The 17093-nt window shown below is 68.7% G+C and carries 22 protein-coding genes; 15 read left to right on the top strand and 7 right to left on the bottom strand.

Annotated features, from left to right (window positions below):
• The first annotated feature begins 8 nt into the window (after positions 1-8).
• Positions 9-1193 (top strand): low temperature requirement protein A, encoded by a 1185-nt coding sequence (locus E3O60_RS17970; RefSeq protein ID WP_241993307.1) that lies wholly within the window; start codon positions 9-11, stop codon positions 1191-1193.
• Here E3O60_RS17970 and E3O60_RS17965 read toward each other — a convergent pair.
• Positions 1172-1759, bottom strand: coding sequence for a hypothetical protein (locus E3O60_RS17965; protein ID WP_134498874.1), 588 nt, complete (start codon positions 1757-1759; stop codon positions 1172-1174). The two genes, E3O60_RS17970 and E3O60_RS17965, sit on opposite strands and share 22 nt — an antisense overlap.
• Before the next feature lie 83 nt (positions 1760-1842).
• On the opposite strand from E3O60_RS17965, the gene E3O60_RS17960 reads away from it, so the two are divergent.
• Together E3O60_RS17960 and E3O60_RS17955 are read left to right on the top strand one after the other, a co-directional pair.
• Complete coding sequence (locus tag E3O60_RS17960) at positions 1843-2829, top strand: DMT family transporter (RefSeq protein ID WP_240632387.1); 987 nt, start codon at positions 1843-1845, stop codon at positions 2827-2829.
• Positions 2830-2839: 10 nt separating this feature from the next.
• Positions 2840-3625 (top strand): hypothetical protein, encoded by a 786-nt coding sequence (locus E3O60_RS17955; RefSeq protein ID WP_088455385.1) that lies wholly within the window; start codon positions 2840-2842, stop codon positions 3623-3625.
• Positions 3626-3636: 11 nt separating this feature from the next.
• Here the strand turns inward: E3O60_RS17955 and E3O60_RS17950 are convergent, their stop codons facing one another.
• Positions 3637-4425, bottom strand: coding sequence for a LysM domain-containing protein (locus tag E3O60_RS17950; RefSeq protein ID WP_134408296.1), 789 nt, complete (start codon positions 4423-4425; stop codon positions 3637-3639).
• A gap of 119 nt (positions 4426-4544) precedes the next feature.
• On the opposite strand from E3O60_RS17950, the gene E3O60_RS17945 reads away from it, so the two are divergent.
• Genes E3O60_RS17945 through E3O60_RS17935 form a run of 3 tightly spaced genes read left to right on the top strand, consistent with a single transcriptional unit; the run spans position 4545 to position 7551 of the window.
• Positions 4545-4973, top strand: a complete 429-nt coding sequence (locus E3O60_RS17945; RefSeq protein WP_134498872.1) for a hypothetical protein — start codon at positions 4545-4547, stop codon at positions 4971-4973.
• Entirely contained in the window at positions 4970-5500 is a 531-nt protein-coding gene (locus E3O60_RS17940) for a GNAT family N-acetyltransferase (RefSeq protein ID WP_088455387.1), read from the top strand. Before E3O60_RS17945 ends, E3O60_RS17940 begins: the two co-directional genes overlap by 4 nt.
• A 53-nt stretch (positions 5501-5553) precedes the next feature.
• Positions 5554-7551 (top strand): AarF/ABC1/UbiB kinase family protein, encoded by a 1998-nt coding sequence (locus E3O60_RS17935; RefSeq protein WP_134498870.1) that lies wholly within the window; start codon positions 5554-5556, stop codon positions 7549-7551.
• Between the two features lies 1 nt (position 7552).
• On the opposite strand, the gene E3O60_RS17930 is transcribed toward E3O60_RS17935, so the two are convergent.
• Positions 7553-8101 carry a CGNR zinc finger domain-containing protein gene (locus E3O60_RS17930; protein WP_134408293.1) on the bottom strand — a complete coding sequence of 183 codons (549 nt, stop codon included), beginning with the start codon at positions 8099-8101 and terminating at the stop codon, positions 7553-7555.
• A gap of 82 nt (positions 8102-8183) precedes the next feature.
• Here E3O60_RS17930 and E3O60_RS17925 point away from each other — a divergent pair, with 82 nt between their 5' ends.
• Entirely contained in the window at positions 8184-9140 is a 957-nt protein-coding gene (locus tag E3O60_RS17925) for a DMT family transporter (protein ID WP_134408292.1), read from the top strand.
• On the opposite strand, the gene E3O60_RS17920 is transcribed toward E3O60_RS17925, so the two are convergent.
• Complete coding sequence (locus tag E3O60_RS17920; protein WP_134498868.1) at positions 9137-10621, bottom strand: MFS transporter; 1485 nt, start codon at positions 10619-10621, stop codon at positions 9137-9139. The genes E3O60_RS17925 and E3O60_RS17920 overlap by 4 nt on opposite strands.
• 117 nt (positions 10622-10738) lie before the next feature.
• Between E3O60_RS17920 and E3O60_RS17915 the strand changes: the two genes are divergently transcribed.
• Positions 10739-11419: a TetR/AcrR family transcriptional regulator gene (locus tag E3O60_RS17915; protein ID WP_088455392.1), complete on the top strand. Its 681-nt coding sequence runs from the start codon at positions 10739-10741 to the stop codon at positions 11417-11419.
• A gap of 35 nt (positions 11420-11454) precedes the next feature.
• Positions 11455-11640 (top strand): DUF1508 domain-containing protein, encoded by a 186-nt coding sequence (locus tag E3O60_RS17910; RefSeq protein ID WP_088455393.1) that lies wholly within the window; start codon positions 11455-11457, stop codon positions 11638-11640.
• 4 nt (positions 11641-11644) lie between these two features.
• On the opposite strand, the gene E3O60_RS17905 is transcribed toward E3O60_RS17910, so the two are convergent.
• Positions 11645-12529: a neutral zinc metallopeptidase gene (locus tag E3O60_RS17905; RefSeq protein ID WP_134408290.1), complete on the bottom strand. Its 885-nt coding sequence runs from the start codon at positions 12527-12529 to the stop codon at positions 11645-11647.
• Between the two features lie 56 nt (positions 12530-12585).
• Here E3O60_RS17905 and E3O60_RS17900 point away from each other — a divergent pair, with 56 nt between their 5' ends.
• From E3O60_RS17900 to E3O60_RS18615, 4 genes are read left to right on the top strand one after another with little or no spacing between them, the layout of a single operon-like run.
• Positions 12586-13245: a hypothetical protein gene (locus E3O60_RS17900; protein WP_134498866.1), complete on the top strand. Its 660-nt coding sequence runs from the start codon at positions 12586-12588 to the stop codon at positions 13243-13245.
• A 26-nt stretch (positions 13246-13271) separates the two neighbouring features.
• On the top strand, positions 13272-13937 hold the full coding sequence (locus E3O60_RS17895) for a hypothetical protein (protein WP_134498864.1): 666 nt from the start codon (positions 13272-13274) through the stop codon (positions 13935-13937).
• A gap of 40 nt (positions 13938-13977) precedes the next feature.
• Positions 13978-14643: an SUMF1/EgtB/PvdO family nonheme iron enzyme gene (locus E3O60_RS17890; RefSeq protein WP_088455397.1), complete on the top strand. Its 666-nt coding sequence runs from the start codon at positions 13978-13980 to the stop codon at positions 14641-14643.
• A gap of 48 nt (positions 14644-14691) precedes the next feature.
• Positions 14692-14856 (top strand): hypothetical protein, encoded by a 165-nt coding sequence (locus E3O60_RS18615; protein WP_165787966.1) that lies wholly within the window; start codon positions 14692-14694, stop codon positions 14854-14856.
• A 134-nt stretch (positions 14857-14990) separates the two neighbouring features.
• On the opposite strand, the gene E3O60_RS17885 is transcribed toward E3O60_RS18615, so the two are convergent.
• Complete coding sequence (locus E3O60_RS17885; RefSeq protein WP_134498862.1) at positions 14991-15926, bottom strand: alpha/beta hydrolase fold domain-containing protein; 936 nt, start codon at positions 15924-15926, stop codon at positions 14991-14993.
• 59 nt (positions 15927-15985) lie between these two features.
• Between E3O60_RS17885 and E3O60_RS17880 the strand changes: the two genes are divergently transcribed.
• Entirely contained in the window at positions 15986-16183 is a 198-nt protein-coding gene (locus tag E3O60_RS17880) for a hypothetical protein (protein WP_134408285.1), read from the top strand.
• Between the two features lie 143 nt (positions 16184-16326).
• Entirely contained in the window at positions 16327-16539 is a 213-nt protein-coding gene (locus E3O60_RS17875; protein WP_134480475.1) for a hypothetical protein, read from the top strand.
• A 55-nt stretch (positions 16540-16594) separates the two neighbouring features.
• On the opposite strand, the gene trxA is transcribed toward E3O60_RS17875, so the two are convergent.
• Positions 16595-16978, bottom strand: coding sequence for a thioredoxin (trxA, locus tag E3O60_RS17870; RefSeq protein WP_103431475.1), 384 nt, complete (start codon positions 16976-16978; stop codon positions 16595-16597).
• Positions 16979-17093 lie beyond the last annotated feature (115 nt).

Below are 17093 nucleotides of genomic sequence, written 5' to 3'. Positions count from 1 at the left end.
ACCGGCGCATGAGCGCCCGCGACACCGGCGAGGCACACCGGGCGGCGAGCCCGCTCGAGCTGCTCTTCGACCTCACCTTCGTCGTTGCGGTGGCTCAGCTTGTGGTGCAGCTCGCGCACGGCATCGAGGGCGGCCACGGCTTCGAAGAGGTCGGCCCGTTCCTGATGGTGTTCTTCGCCATTTGGTGGGCCTGGATGAACTTCACCTGGTTCGCGTCGGCCTACGACACCGACGATGTGCCATACCGGCTGCTCACCATGCTGCAGATGGGTGGGGTGCTCGTACTCGCCGCCGGGGTGCCCGCAGCGTTCACCGAGCAGGACTTTCGCGCGATCACGCTGGGCTACCTCATCATGCGCATCGGCCTGGTGGCCCAGTGGCTGCGCGCCGGCTTCGAGCATCCGGCGAGCCGGGTGACGGCCTGGCGATATGCGGCGGGGGTCAGCCTCGTGCAACTGGGCTGGCTGGCCCGGTTGGCCCTGCCTGAAGAGGTCGGCGTGCTCTCATTCCTCGTCTTCGCGGCGCTCGACCTGGCCGTGCCGCTCTGGGCGGAACGCACCGGCATGACCTTCTGGCACCCGCACCACATCAGTGAGCGATACGGCTTGTTCACCATCATCCTGCTCGGCGAGAGCGTGCTGGCGGCCACCTACGGCGTCCAGGACGCCCTGAGCGAGGGCGGCGTGAGCGGCGACCTGGTTCTCGTGTCCGCTGCGGCACTGGTGACACTGTTCGCGATCTGGTGGCTCTACTTCCTCGAGCCCGCGGGGGAGGGGCTCTCCGTCAAACGCAGCCGCTCCTTCCTGTGGGGGTACGGCCACTACGGCGTGTTCGCCGCGCTCGCGGCCCTCGGTGCCGGACTCGAGGTGGCGGTGGCCGAGGCCGGTCATCACCTGGAGGTGTCACCGGTGGCGCTGGGCTATGCGGTGGCCCTGCCGGCGGGCGTCTTCCTGGTGCTGCTGTGGGCCGTGCACGCGGTTCTGGTGTCCAGGTCGCAGATCCAGCCCCTGGTGATCCTGCCCGCGGCGGCGCTGGTGCTGCTGGTGCCGCTACTCGCCTCGGTCACGGGAGTCACCGTTGTGGTGGTCCTGGTCGCGACAGTCTGTGTGCTCGTCGTAGCAATCACCCTGGCCGACCGGGCGCGCCGGTCCCGGTCGGCCGCCGAGGCCGGTCAGTCCTTCGGCACCCAGTAGCCCACCGCCCCCAGCAGCCGGGTCTCCCGGTCCGCATCTTCGGGCACCGGCACCGCGGGCGGGAACACCCCCATTTCTCGGAAACCGTCGATCTGCGGGCCGATGACCTCCTCGAGGGTCTCCACCAACGCGGCCGGCAACGCGAAGTCCCAGCCGAGGTGGCGGGCGATGGACCAGGCCTGGAACGCCCGGTAGATGCTGATGTGCTCGAGATACTCCCGAAGAGTGAAGTCGCCATAGCTCAGGTGCACGACCTTCTCCGGGTTGAGGTCTTCCTGCACGGCCGCGGTGGCCGTGTCGTTGAGCCGGTCGTAGGCGGCGATCGCGTCGTCGCCGAGCAGGTCGCCGTCGTAGGTGCCGCCGGCATCCTCGATTGTTCTGCCGAGCAGCACATCGGGCACCCAGGCCTCGTCGCGGGCGTGCGCGGCCACAACGTCGCGTACGGTGGGGTTTGACGTCACCGCCCAGTCGGCCGGTGCGGGCCGCATCAGCTCGTCAGGGGTGATCCGGTCGATGACGGAGCGCAACGCGGCATCCGCCTGGAGGAAGAGCTCTCTCTGCTTCATGGGGGCACGCTAACACCTACCGCCGACCAGGCGGAGACCCGCCCGAATCGACGGCGGCAGCCGCACTGAAATAAGGTCTGGATGTGCTCGTGCCCGTAATGCCCACCGAAGCCACCGATGCGATGGTGTCGTTTCTCGACCCGGTCGCCCGCAAGAACCTCGGCATCGCCGTCGCGCTCGCCGGCACGGTGTTCCTGGCCCTCGGCGCTCAGCTGCAGCACCGAGGCGTGGGCAAGACTTCCAGGATGCGCCCCGGCGACCAGCAGAAGATGAGTATCGGCCAGCTGCTGGCCCTGTTGCGACGACCGTCCTGGCTGCTCGGCACGCTGCTGCTGGGCTTCGCCATTTTGCTGCAGCTGACCAGCCTCGGCCTGGCTCCGCTGCTCGTTGTGCAGCCGCTCGGGGTGGCCGCCCTGGTGCTGTCCACCGTGGTGGACTCCCGGCTCGCGCACACCAGGCTTGACGGAACCGTGTTGCGTTCGGTGGCCCTGTCCGTGGGCGGCATCGTGATCTTCGTCTCCATCGCTGCCGTGTACGCCACCGATCGGCCCATCCAGCCGCCCCAGGTGGCGATCATCCTGATCCTGCTCGGCGTCGTCCTGATCGTCTGCGGCCTGATCTTCACGCTGCTCCGCGCCCGCCTCACCGCCGTGGCCTACGTGCTCGGTGCCGGGGTGCTCTACGCCTTCGTCGCAACCCTGGCCAAACTCACGATCACCCAGCTGGTGGCCGGCGACCTGTCGCTGCTCACCCTGCTGTGTGTCGGCGGCATTCTCACGGCGGCGGTCGTGGGCGGTGTGTTCGTGCAGGTCGCGTACTCCACGGGTCCGCCCAACCTGGTGATCGCCGGTCTCACGGTGGTGGATCCCTTGGTGGCGGTCGGCATCGGCATCGTCGTGCTCGGTGAGGCGTCCGAGGCCCCGCCCTACGCCCTGATCGCCTTTGTCATCGCCGGCGCGATCGCGGCCTACGGTGTTGTCGGGCTCTCCAGGCACCGCCCGCAGTCCACGCTGGCAATCGCCTCCGAAAGCGGGCCCGAAACACGGAGGCCCCCCAGACAACGTCGGTAGCATCATCCTGATGTCAACCGTTCACTCGAAAACCAGGACCGCCGGTCGGTATTTCGTCGTCGCCGGGTTCCTGGCCCTTGCTCTCTCCGGGTGCGCGGCATCCGGCGCGGCCCAGACCAGCGCCGTGACGCCGGCCGAGCCCGGCGACTCCGCGGATGCGACACCAGATTCGTCGGTCGACCCCGCCGTCGCCATGCCCACGGGCTGTCCTGCCACGGCCGAGTCGATGCCGGCCGAGGCGGTCAGCGCTGAGATCGCCGACGTCGACGGCGACGGCGAGAACGACACCGAGTGGTACGACGAGACGACCTCACCGTTCACCTTCGGCATCAGCACGGCCTCCGGCGCCACCGTCACCCTCGCCGACGACCTGGCCGGCCCCGGCGGGCACAACGGCTGGACGGCGACACTGCACAATGGTGTGGTCGTGACGGTGCTCGACGACAGCCGCAGTGCCACCCTGCACGCGCTGGTGGACTGCGAGTTCGTGACCCCCATCGGTGTGGACGCCCGGCCGTACACCTTCGACATGCAGAACACCCACGACAACGGCACCGGGGTGGGATGCCTCGACGTCGAAGGCGGTGTCGAGTTGAACGGTCTCCAGGTCACCCAAAACCGCGACGACAGCTATTCCCTGATGGCCACGGGCATCACGGTGTCGACAGACGGGCTCACCGCCATCAATGGATACACCGCCGTGTCGGGCGCCCTGCCAGAGGACGACCCTCGAGTCGCCGAGGCGCAGACCTCCTCCTGCGGCGGAGCCCCGGTGGTCAGCACCAGCGGACGCTAGCTAGCCGGCGCTCAACGGCCGCGTTCATACAGGCTCAGATTGAGGGTCTCCCCGGCCCGTGCCATTCCATAGCCTCGCATCGGGTTCAGCCAGAGAATGTCGTGCTCGGTGATGCCGAACCGGATGGCGATGGTCTCCAGCGCGTCGAGGGGTGCCACGACGTAGGCCGACGGGTTGCCGGCGCTGTCGTAGTGCACCTCGCCCCTGGCCAGGTCCCCAGCGCCGGCGTCCGTCACGGTCAGGTCGGGGTCTTGGTCGGGCAGAGTCCAGGTGAGCGGGGCAGTGGCCAGCGCACGACCGAGAGTGCCGATGCCGTCGACCCGTTCCCAGATCACGGCCGTGCGCATCCAGCTGGGGTCCGTGGTCACCATCTCGGTGTCGTAGCCGAGGTCGAAGGTCTGCGTCGTGGCCGTGGTGACCTCGCTGTCGCCCAGGTAGCTCGTCGCGACCCTGAATTCACCGCTGGTCGCGTTGCCGTCGAGGGCATTCAGCTCGAGGATGGTGGTGTTCGCCACCGGGCCGACGTCGAGGTCGAGCAGGCTCACCATCAACCGACCGTTGTGCGTGGACACCTCGATCGTGCCCTGCACCTCGGGGCGGGGCGCGGTGGTGCCGCTACCGTCGACGAACCCTGTGAAGGTGCCCGTCGCGACGACGATGCCGGGGGCCAGGCCGCGCCGATCGGCAGCGGCGCCGGGCGTGGGAGTGGCGGTCGGCTCGCGCACACCGACTGCCGTGCATCCGCTCAACATCGCCACGGTCAGCAGCGCAGCCGCGACCCGGCCTGTTTTGATCGTCATCATCAACCCCCGCTGCAATCTAGCAGCGCACCCGCCGCGAATTGCGCAGATCATCGACACCTGAAATCGTAGGTACCGGGGAATGTGAGAGACGGCAGCACGCTGGGGGGAGCGCGATCATGCAACGTGAGAATAGGGCTGACCGGTCGATCGACGACTGCGTCAGTGAGTCCACGTCATCGTCGGCGGTGCTCGTGCGCCTCCTGCCCGACTACGCCGGCACGGTGCTCTGGTGCCCGCACCCCGTCGCGTACGCTGCCACGCAGCTCGATGCCGCCCTGGTCACCGATCTGATCCGCTGGGAGATCGACTACTACGACGCGCTGACCGAGGACTTCGGCTGGCGCACCCCGGAGCTGGCCGCCGAGTTCACCGCCACCGGCATCCGCCTGGCGATGCGGTTGGCCGTGCAGCTGGGGTCGGGTTTCGACATCGAGTTCGCATCCTACGAGGCCGGGGTGGCCACCCGCCGCTTCCGCAGCGAGTGCCCGGCCGACAACCCGCGTGCCACCGCGGCGTTCACCCTGCTGGCCCGGAGCGCCGCGTGACGCTGCGGCTGCCCGTTGTGCCCGGCGACGGCGTCACCCTCCGTGCCTTCAGGGCCACGGATGCGCCGCTGATCCAAGAGGCATCGGGGGACGAGCTGATTCCGCTGATCACCAGCGTGCCTGCCACCAATGATCACGCTGCCGCGCTGGCCTTCATCGACCGGCAGCACGAACGGTCCCGCACCGGGGAGGGCTACTCGTTCGCCATCGCCGATCCGGCCGACCGGGCCGTCGGCCAGATCGGACTCTGGCCGCGCGTCGACCCCGGCTCCGCCAGCGTGGGCTACTGGATCCGCCCCACCGCCCGCCGTCAGGGCCATGCGGCCGCGGCGCTCGGAGCGCTGGTCGACTGGGCCGGCACCCTGCCGGCGCTGGCGCGGCTCGAACTCTACGTGGAGCCCTGGAACATGGGCTCCGCCCGCACCGCCGAGCGTGCCGGTTTCGAGCGCGCCGAGCTGATGCCGGCCTGGCGGTCTGTGGGCGGAACACCCCGGGACATGGTGCGGTATGCACTCCTGCTGCACTGACTTCAACAGCGCGGTAGCCTGAGCCCCAACGGCGAGAGATTGCGGGGCACGGGTTGTTGGAATCGTTTTGGACGTGGGTCGTCATCATCCTGGTCGCCTTCGTTTTTTCCGTCGCCATCGGATTCGCCACCCGCTCCCTGCTCGGCACCACGGTGGGCTGGCTGCGCACCTTCCTGGTGGGCCTGCTGGTCTTCGTCGGGTGCTGGCCGTTCGCCTACTTCGTCTCGATTCAGGCCCAGGTGATCGCCGCCGACGGCACGCCCACGGTGCCGATCGTGGTCGTGCTGCTCTTCGTGGCCCTCGCGTTCGGCTGGGTCTTCGCGCTCGGCATGGCCATGCTGGTGGCCACCGAGGCGCTCTGGCCCACCACGGCCGCCAACCCGATCGACGCATTCCGGGCGGCCCTGCACCGGCGCCGGCGCACCAAGCGTTACCTGCAGATCCTCACGCTGCTCTCCAAACACGGCATCGGCTGGATCCTCAACGAGAGGCCGGGCGGCGCTCCCCGCGAAGGTAAGAAGGGCGGGCGCACCCCGGATGCCCTCGTCTCGGCCATCAACGAGGCCGGTGTCACCTTCGTGAAACTCGGCCAGTTGCTCTCCACCCGGCGCGATCTGTTGCCGGCCAGCTACACCCGGGCGCTCGCCTCGCTGCAGTCCGGCGCGGCGACGCTGCCGTGGCCGGCTATCCGTCAGGTGATCGAGGCCGAGATCGGCGGCCCGCTGGAGACCGTGTTCAGTCAGGTCGACGCACTGCCGCTCGCGGCGGCATCCGTCGCTCAGGTACACGCCGGAACCCTGCTGGACGGCACCCGAGTGGTGCTCAAGGTGCAACGACCGGCCGCGGCGGCTCAGGTCGCCGCGGACATCGACATCATCGTCAGGCTCGCGCAGCGCATTGAGAACCAGACCAGCTGGGGGCGCGACTTCGGCGTGGTGACCCTGGCCGAGGGCTTCGGCCGGTCGCTGCGAGACGAGCTGGACTACCGCATCGAGTTCAGCAGCACCCAACAGATCGGCAGCGTGGTGGCGTCGTCGGCGGAGAACGAGGTTCTCGTGGTGCCCCGCGTGTACGCCGAGGCCAGCTCCCGCCGGTTGCTGACCATGGACCTCATCGACGGTCTCCCGCTGAACGCCGCGGGCGAGCGGTTGAGCCGGATGGACCCCGAGGATCGTGGGGCGCTCGCCGCGGCCCTGCTGGATGCGGTTCTCGAGCAGGTGATCGTGACGGGCATCTTCCACGCCGACCTGCACCCCGGCAATCTGATGCTGCGGGCCGACGGCATGCTGGGCATGATCGACTTCGGCAACGTGGGCGTGCTGGAGCGCAGCATGCGGGAGGGCCTGGTGACGCTGCTGCTCGCGGCGACGAACGACGACGATATCGCCACGACGGATGCCCTGCTGCTGGTGGTGGAGGCGCCGCCGGATGCCGACATCCTCTCGCTGCAACGCGACCTGGGCCGCGTGCTGACGTTGAACCGGCACAGCGCCAACGGCTCGATCTTCGCCGCGATGCTCGACACCATCCGCGACCACCACCTGGCCGTGCCGACCTCGCTGGGCCAGGCACTGCGGTCCCTGATCACCCTGGAACGCTGCCTGGACATCCTCGACCCCGACTTCGACATGGTGGAAACGGCGCTGGCCAGGGTGCCGCATTTTCTGCGGCGGCTCGTCACTCCCAAGAGCCTTCTCGGTTCGCTCCAGGCGCAGGCCGCCGTGTTGCAGGCCACGGCGCGTCGGCTGCCGCGTCGGCTGGAGACCATCAGCTCTTCCCTGGCCAAGGGCACCTTCAGCCTGCGCATCCGCGCCTTCGCCGAGCCCGATGACAGGTGGTGGATCGGCTCGGTCGTCACCGAAGCCATTGGAGTACTGATCGGCATCACCGCCGTCAGCCTGGGCATCGTGCTGGTGGTCTCCGACACCGGTCCTGACCTCGTGGCGGGCGTGCGGCTGTTCGCTTTCCTCGGTGCCTCGATCGGCCTCGTCGGGTTCATCCTGCTCATCCGGGCCCTGCGCCAGCTGTTCCTGCGTCGGCCGCACCCCTGACCTAGCCCGCGGCCCGCTGCCGGAACGCGATGGTATTCATCCGGTTGCCGCAGCGGATGCTGCAGAACCGCTTCGAGCCGTTGCGGGAGAGATCCACCAGAACGCCGGCGCAGTCCTGAGCCGCGCAGGCGCGCAGCCGGCCGGTCTCGTCGGTGCGGATCACATCGACCAAGGCCAGGGCCACCTCCACCCGGATGCGTTCGGCCAGCGGGGCAGCCGGGTCGGTGGCGTGCAGGTGCCAGTCGAGTCCGTCGTGGCGCATCAACCGGGGCAGGGCCCTGGCGCTTCGCAACATGGCGTTCAGCTCCACGGCCGCGTCGTCGCGGCCGAGGAGCCAGATGTGGCGCAACAGCTCACGGGTGGCGCGCACCTCGGCCAGTTCGGCCTCGGTCCCATCGAGGCGGCCGGAGAACCGGTGGGCCACAAAGAGCGCCGTCAATTGGACGGGCGTGACGAGCTCGTCGAGACCGCTTTTGGTGGCGCCGGCGACGGTATTGGCGAGGTCGACCGTGAACGCCAGACTCGCCTCGGTGTCAGGGGCAAAATGCAAATTGACTCCTTACTCACGACCACACTATCTTCGTGATCAACACCCCTTCAATTCCGTCGTCTGTCTGTCTGTGTGGAGCCCCATGACTCGCCCGTCCACCTCGCTCGGCCTGGTCATCGCCCTCATCGCCGCGGCCACGTTCGGCCTCTCCGGCGCCCTGGCCAAGCCGCTGCTCGAGAGTGGCTGGAGTCCCGCCGCGGCCGTGACCCTGCGGGTGCTCATCGGCGGCATCGTGCTCGCCCCGGTGGCCGTCATCGCGCTACACGGCCGCTGGGCGACGCTCTGGCGTGCCCGGTGGCGGGTGCTCGCGATGGCGGTCATCGGCGTGGCCGGCACCCAGCTCGCCTATTTCGCTGCGATCGAACGTATCCCGGTCGGCACCGCGGTGCTCATCGAATACATGGCCCCGCTGCTGCTCGTCGTCTGGGCCTGGGCGTGCAGCCGGCGGATGCCCAAGCGCGTCGTGCTCGTCGGCTCGATCGTGGCGCTGGCCGGCCTGATCCTCGTGGTGAACCCGACCGGGTCGGTGCGGCTGGACGTGCTCGGCCTCACTCTGGCGCTGACCGCCATGGTGGGCTGCGCCATCTACTACCTCGTGGCGGCGCAGCCCAGCGAGGGGTTGCCGGCCGTGGCGCTGGCCGGATTCGGTCTGCTGCTCGGCGGCGTGCTGCTGGGTGCCGTGGGGCTGAGCGGCCTGGTGCCCTTCACCACCTCCACCGCGGATGTGGCGATGTTCGGCGGAACGGTGCCGTGGTGGCTGCCGCTCATCATCATCGGCGTGGTGGCCACGGCCATCGCCTACTCCACCAGCATCGCCGCGAGCGAAATGCTCGGCTCCAGGCTCGCCTCGTTCGTAGGTCTACTCGAGGTGGTGGCCGCCACCTTCTACGCCTGGCTCCTGCTGGGCGAACAGCTCACCGGTCCGCAGTTGGTCGGCGGGCTGCTGATCCTGATCGGTATCGGCTTCGTGCGCTCCGAGAAGACGGATGCCGCGCTCGAGCCGGCGTCCGTTCCCCTGCTCGAGAGCAACCGACCCTAGCGGGCGACCACCGGCTCGGTCTCGGCGGCGAGGTGCGCGTTGGACAGGGACAGGCCGTGGCCCATCCGGCGGAAGAGCAGCGCCGCGATGATGCCGCCGACGGCGAAGAAACCGGCGCCCCACCAGTACGCGACGGCGTAGCTGGTCACCGCGGCCTGTGCGGCCACCTCGGCCGTGGCGGGCAGGTGCGAGGCCACATAGTCGGCCGCCGCGGTGGCCGCCAGGGTGTTCAGCAGGGCCGTGCCGATCGAGCCGCCGACCTGCTGGCTGGTGTTCACCATCGCCGACGCGACGCCGGCGAACTGGCGGTCGACGCCGAGGGTGGCGGTCTGCATCGAGGCGGGCATGATCGAGCCCATCGCGAAGCCGAGAATCATCAGCGGCGGCAACACATTGGCCGCATAGGTGCTGTCGAGGTTGAGATTGGTGAGCAGGATCATGCCGGTCGCACCCAGCGCCATGCCGAACGGCACCATGACCTTGGGGCCGAACCGCGGCACGAAGATGTTCGTCGACAGCTGCGCAGCGAGCACGAGCATCGCGATCATCGGCAGGAACGAGAAACCGGTCTGCATTGGTGTGAAGCCGAGCGACGTCTGCAGGTAATACGTGACGAACAGGAAGATGCCGAACATGCCCGCACCGGCGATCATCACCGAGAGGTAGGCGGCACCGCGGTTGCGGTCGAGCACGATCTGCAGCGGCAGCAGCGGATGCGCGGCCTTGCGCTGCCAGAGCACAAACGCGACGAGCAGCACCACGGCGCCCGCGAGCATGCCCCAGGTCAGCGGCGAGTCCCAGCCATCCGTCTCGGCGTTGGAAAAGCCGAAGACCAGGCCGAACAGCGCGGCCGAGACCAGGATCGTGCCGGGGATGTCGAGCTTGGGCCGCGGTCCGGTGCGCTGCAGGTGGTCGACGAAGATCGCGGCGCCGACGACCCCGACAATGGCGATGACCACGTTGATGTAGAGGTTCCAGCGCCAGTCGAAGTACTCGGTGAGAAAGCCACCGAGCAGCAGTCCGACGGCGCCGCCCGCACCGGCGATCGCGCCGAAGACGCCGAAGGCCCGCGCCCGCTCCTTGGGGATGGTGAAGGTCGTGGTGAGCACGGCCAGGGCCGTCGGGGCCAGCAGTGCGCCGAATGCGCCCTGCAGGGCCCGGGCGGCGACCAGCCAGCCGAAGGTTCCGGCCGCGCCGCCGAGCGCGGAGGCGATCGCGAAGCCGATCAGGCCGATGATGAAGGTGCGCTTGCGCCCGATCAAGTCGGAGAGCCGGCCACCCAGCAGCAGCAGGCTGGCGAAGGCGAGCGAGTACGCGGTGACGATCCACTGGCGGTCGCCGTTGGAGAAGCCGAGGTCGGCCTGGGCGGAGGGGAGGGCGATGTTCACGACCGTGGAGTCGAGCACGACCATGAGCTGGGCGAGGGCGACCACGCTGAGGGTCCACCACCGGCGGGAACTGGGCACATTGGTTCGAGACATAAACGCGACTCTATACGATACTGTGGAGTTCCGGATCTTAACAGTTCCTGAATTTACGCCCCAGTAACATGTGGAGGCATACAGGATTGATCCGTCACCGAAAAGGAGGTCGACGCAATGACGCAGCTCGAACCCGCCGGGGCGGCCGAGACTACCGCGGCCGAGACCAAACTGGGTCGCAAGCGTGACCACACCCGTGACCCGGAGATCTTGGCCGCGGCGCTCGAGGTGCTCGCCGAGACCGGCTTCGACGGCATGACCATCGACATGGTCGCCACCAGGGCCAAGGCCGGCAAGGCCACGCTGTACCGGCGCTGGCCCTCGAAAAACGAACTCGTCATCGACGCCGTCGCCTGCATGAAGCAGGGCGACCTGGATCAGGCCAGCCTGCCCGACACCGGAACCCTGCGCGGAGACTTCGTGGCGATGATCAAGCCACGCTCCATCGAAGACGGCGAGAAGAAGATGCAGATCATGGCCGGGCTGATGTCGATGCTCTCGGCGACGCCCGAGATGGCCGACGCGGCGAACAACGCCATCGTCAAACCGCGGGCGGCGGCCAACCGATTTCTCATGCAGCGGGCCATCGACCGCGGCGAGATCTCGCCCGAGTGCGACATCGACACCCTCTGCCTGGTCACCCCGTCGATGGCCGCCTACCGCACCCTCATCGAACGCAAGCCCGTTGACCGGGACTTCCTCATCACGCTCATCGACGGGGTGCTGCTGCCGGCGCTCGGCCTGCGCGGCGATACCGCACCGGCTGGGCGCGGTAAGGTTGCGCCACCGGCCTCGTAGCCGGCGGAGTTCCATCTCGACGAAGAGAGCGTGTCATGTCCGGCAAGTATGAATTGACTGCAGACCGATCCGGTGGCTATGTCTTCAAGCTCAAGACCCACAGCGGTGAAGTGCTGATGACCTCGGAGAGCTACCAGACCAAAGCAGCCGCGCTCAAGGGCATCGAAGTCGTCAAGGCCGACGCCAAGGGCAAGGTCGTCGATCTCACCGAGCCGCAGTAGTGGCCTAGAGCTCGGCGTCGGCCACGGCGAAGGTGTCGCAGGCCTCTGCCCCGTTGGTGTAGCCCGTCTGGAACCACCTCTGGCGCATCTCGCTGGAGCCGTGCGTCCAGGTCTCCGGGTTCACCTGGCCCTGGGCCTTCTCCTGGATGCGGTCGTCTCCGATGGCGGACGCCGCGTTGAGCGCATCCGCGATCTGGGCGTCGGTGATCGGTTCGAGCAGGCGGGTGCCGTCGGCATCCGTGGTCTCGGCCGCTGAGCCGAGCCAGGCGCCCGCGAAGCAGTCGGCCTGCACCTCGACGCGGACGGCGTCGGAGCTGGGGCCGGCCTCGGACGTGTCAGTGCTGGCGAACGTGCCGGCGCGGTTCTGGATATGGTGGCCCCACTCGTGTCCGACGACGTAGAGCTGGGACAGCGGACCCGCCGTGGCGTCGAACTCGGTGCGCAGTGTGTCGTAGAACGCGGTGTCGAGGTAGATCTGCTGGTCGGCCGGGCAGTAGAACGGCCCGACGGCGCTCGTGGCTGCGCCGCAGCCGGTGTCCACCCCGCCGGAGAACAGCTGGATGACGGGCGAGGAGTAACTGATCCCCATGGCGGGCGCCTGCTCGGCCCAGTAGTCCTCGAGCGAGTCGCGGGTGAAACCCACCCGGCATTCCACGTCCGCGTTGGCGTCGGCGCCGAAGTCACAATTCGTCAGCGCAGTGGTGTCACCCTCGTCGCCGCCACCGGCCGTGCCGCCGCCCAGCAAGCCGGACAGGTCCACCCCGAGCAGCTGGGAGAGCAGCACGATGGCGACGAGGCCCAGGCCTCCACCGCCGACGGCGAGGCCGGTGCGGCGGCCCGATTTGCGCACACCCTGGCCGGAGTACTTGGCGTCGTCGTTAAAAGTCATTCCTCGACCATAAATGATTGCTGGCGCCTGTCGTGCCCGCCTGCCACACTGCGGTTATGAGAATCTCGGGGCTCCTCGTGCTCGCCGGCGTCACCGTCACCCTGCTCACCGTCGGCGGATGCGCCGGCAGTGACGCGCGGGGGCCTCGGTCCTCCGCGGTCCCGGGGCAGTTTCCCCGCCCCGCGGCCGCAGGTGAGGTCTTCGCGCAGGCCACGGTTCTGCAGAAGGACGGCGAGGCCCCTCAACTCTGCTTGGGCGCGGTCGCCCAGTCACTCCCGCCCCAGTGCGGCGGACCACCAATCCTCGGCTGGGACTGGGCGACTGTCGACCAGTCCGAGACGCAGTCCGGCGTCACCTGGGGCAGCTACGCCGTCACCGGAACCTGGGACGCCGCCGCGTTCACGGTGACCCGGCCGCCCATCCCGCTGTCACTCTACGACCCGCTCGCACAGATCGATCCCCGGCTCGACGAGGCCACGCCCGGCCCGAGCGAGGAGAGTACCCTGCTGCGCCTGCAGGACGAGTTGAACGCCGCCGAATACAGCCCGGCCACAGCCTCGGACTGGTCCGAGATGCCGATCCTCTCCAACTGGACCCAAAACGGCTACCTCTGGATTTCGGTCATCTACGACGACGGCTCGATCCAGCGGTTCTTCGACGACCAGTGGGGTGCGGGCGTGGTCGCCGTGCAGTCCGCCCTGACTGACGCCGAGTGATCATCCGGCCGCCGTAGGATCGGTTCATGGCCCTCCTTCACCAAGCTGACATCACCCCGACGAAGATCGACATGCTCAGCCGCTGGGCGCCCACCCAGCCCTGGTTCGTCGGCGATGCCGGCGGGAGCGTGACGAACCTCGCCGCCTACAGGTTCGACGATCCGGACGGACAGGTCGGCATCGAGACCATCCTTATCACGGCCGGCGCCGGCCCGGTACTGCAGATTCCCGTCACCTACCGGGATGCCCCGCTCGCCGGCGCTGAGACCTCACTCATCACCACCATGCAGCACTCGGTGCTGGGGGAGCGGTGGGTCTACGACGCCACCGGCGACCCGGCCTACCTCGCGGCCGTCGCTACCGCCGCGATCACCGGAGGCCACCAGGCCGAGCTCACCATCGAGATCGACGGGCAGATGGTGGTGCGTGAGCCCACCGCCGTCGTCGCAGGCAGCGGCACGCCAGGCGGTGCCGCCGTGACACCGCCCGCGGTGGCCGAGATCAGCATCCGGCAGGAGCCCGGCGCCACCGTCGTGACTGCCGGTACGCTGCGGATAATCGTGGCACGGGTACTCGGCGACGACGACGTCCTGGCGAACCAGGCTCCGGATTCGGCCCATGAGGTGCTCGCCGGAACGTGGTCGGATCAGCCCACCCTGCGCGCCCTGGTCCTCGTCGCCACCCCGGCGTAACACAGCGGTGCCCTGGCGCGCGGGCCGGTACCGTGCAGGTATGCCGACGGATGCCGCCCCCAGCCTGGTCGCTGTTCCTTCGGGGACCGTGACCATGACGGATGCGCGCACCCGCCGCAGCTGGAGCGCCGATGTCGCCGCGATCGAGATCGCAGCCTATCCGCTGACCCAGGAGGAGTACGCCCAGGTCACCGGTCTTCGGCCTGCCGCGACCCTGGGCGCACGGCTGCCCGTCGAGGGAGTGTCGTGGTGGGACGCGATCCGCTTCTGCAACGCCCTATCGGAGCGGGCCGGCCTCACCCCGGTGTATCGGCTGGGCGCCGACGAAGCCATCGTTTGGGACCCCGCAGCGGAGGGCTACAGGCTGCCGACCGAGGCGGAATGGGAGCACTCCTGCCGTGCCGGAACCGCCGGACCTCGCTACGGGGACCTCGACGAGATCGCCTGGTACCGCGGCAACTCAGACGAACACCCGCACGACGTCGGCGGCAAGCAGCCGAACGCCTGGGGTCTGTACGACACGTTGGGCAGTGTCTGGGAGTGGTGCTGGGACTTCGCCGACCCCGAGCGGTACGGCACCTACCGCGCGCTGCGCGGCGGCGGCTGGTTCGACCAGCACTGGAGCTGCCGTGCTTCCGTGCGGCGGGGCAGCTACCCGGGCCTCCAGATCGACGACGTCGGTTTCCGGATCGCCCGGAACTCCTGATCGGCCTGGTCGACTGGCGACGGTAGGCATGCGAGGCTTAGCTCACCTATGGACGACGACGGATTCGATTTCGACGAGCCCGGCCCGCTCTGCCCGGCCTGCGGCATCGAGATGAGCCCCGACGGCGTCGACACGGCCGAGGGTCTCGAGTCCTGCCACCGCTGCCCGCGTTGCAAGCTCGCGATCGTCGTGCCGGGTCTCTGGCCCAACTGATCCGCCGTTCACCGCCGGGCCGGGTGTAGTTCACGGCGATGTAACAGGATGGGCCCCTGCGATGGTGGGCTTTGTCGTGATCGGAGAGGTCGCTGCGCTGGGCCTCCTCCCCGCGCTTGGCGCATTCACCCTGGCTATCGGGGCGCAGGTGGCGTCTCGCCGACGCTGAGCGGTGTGGTCACTCCCCGGCGCAGCGCGTGCACGATCGTCGCACGGGCATCGCCGCCGATCGTCGTGGGCAGCAACGGGTACACATGCAGCTGCCCCACGGCCTCGTGGAAATCCAGGTCAACCCCCGCTGCTGCGGCCTTACCGACGAGTAGGTGCGCATCCGGATTCAGCACGTCCCTGGAGCCGCTGAACAGGGTGAGCGGTCCCAGCCCGGCCAGGTCGCCCATCAACGGACTCACCACGGGGTCCAGGATGTCCCGGTCGCCCTTCCAGAGGCGGGCCAGAACTTCTCCGCCGGGAGTGGCGAGCCAGGGGTCGCTCGGCTGCACGGCCGGTATGCGCGGGTTGCTCCAGCTGAGATCGAGGGCGGGTGAGACCAAGACGGTCTGGGGGAGCGTGATGCCGTGCTCATCCCGCAGTGCGAGCGCGGTGGACAGGGCAATCTGGCCGCCGGCGGAATCCCCGGCGATGCAGGTGGCGCCGTACCACTGCAGGTTGTCCAGCACGAGGTCGACGATTCCGGCGGCCACGACGGCTGCGGTCCCGAAGGGCACGAGTGGGTAGATCGGCACCGTGACGACGGTGTTCGCCTCCGCGGCGATCTGGGCGGCCAGATGCCAGTGCTGCCCAGCGATCTGATTCAGCCAGCCGCCGCCGTGCACGTACACCACACTTCCGGTCGGGGTGCTGCCGAAGGGGGTGATGGTGTAGACCGGCCAGCCCCGATTGGAAACGTCTATCCGTACATCTCGGCGCATTCTGCTCGGTGGCCCGTATGGGGTCGGCCGGAGTTCGAGCTCGCGCACCCGGCGGCGCGCCCCGTCGGCCGTGGCGAACAAGCGGTTCGCGCGCATGAGACGCAGAGCGGGGGCGATGAGGCTGCTCGGAACGGTGACCATGCCATCCATTCTGCATGCCACACTGAAAACGGGACCTGCACCAGGCGAAGGGACCTCCCATGACCGACAGCACCGGGTACCCGCCCGAGCCCTGGTATCTCGGCGGTTCCCTGAACGTGTCGGTGTTCCTCGTACCGGCGGCCGGCCTGCCTGCCGGGTTCGAGCCGCCGAGCGGGCGGCGCGCGCTGCGTCTGGGTTCACGGGTCGTCGTGGGGGTCGGCGCTGTGCGTTATCTGCCCGGCGGGGTGCTCGATTAGGACGAGCTGCTGGTGGCGGTGCCGAGCCTCGGGCGCGACCTCTGGGGCATCCCCAAACACCTGGCCGTGTTTCGGCAGAGCGACCGCAGGGGTGTCACGAGTATGACCATGTCGGTCGACGGTGCCGCGGTCGCGGGCCGGGGATGCGCCCGCTCACGCTGCCGGTTCTGGAAGACCTCGACGGTAGGGTGACGCTGTCACACAACCGGGTCATCGGCCGGATGGCGGGTTTGCGTGCGGCATGGCATTTTCCCGAAAACGGCCCGCTGGGCTACCTGAGCGGGCGCCGGCCGGTGCTCAACATTGCCGTGCACGATGCGGCGATCATCTTCGGCATGGATGTGAGGCGGTCATGACAGGCCTGGGCGGTGACCCGGCGGCTCGCGCCGCCCACCAGTCCAGCCCGCGGGGTCAGGCCTGTGCGGTCTGCTGGGCGGCCTTCTGCTCCGCCACCTGACGGTGCACATCGTTCATGTCCAACGCCTTGACCGCGGTCACGACCTGCTCGAGTGCCGCCGGCGGCAGCGCTCCGGGCTGGGAGAACACCAACACGCCCTCACGGAAGGCCATCAACGTGGGGATCGACTGGATGCCGGCGGCCGCGGACAGCTGCTGCTCGGCTTCGGTGTCGACCTTGGCGAACACCACGTCGGGGTGCTGCTCGGAGGACGCCGCATAGGTCGGGGCGAACTGCTTGCACGGGCCGCACCAGTCGGCCCAGAAGTCCACCAGAACAATGTCGTTGGCTGACAGGGTCTCGCCGAAGGTCGTTTCGGTCACGTCGATGGTGCTCATGTAGGTCTCCTTGCTGAAGTTGTCGCGGACGAATTGATTACAACCGTGGGCACCTCCCCGGTATTCCATGGGAGGCGGCGACCCGCGCCGGCGGGTACGACAAAGGTGGGCAGAG

The sequence above is a fragment of the Cryobacterium sp. TMB1-7 genome, from assembly GCF_004402435.1.
Taxonomy (GTDB): Bacteria; Actinomycetota; Actinomycetes; order Actinomycetales; family Microbacteriaceae; genus Cryobacterium; species Cryobacterium zongtaii.
Note: the sequence above shows the minus strand (reverse complement) of the source record. Positions and strands in the feature narration are given on the sequence as shown.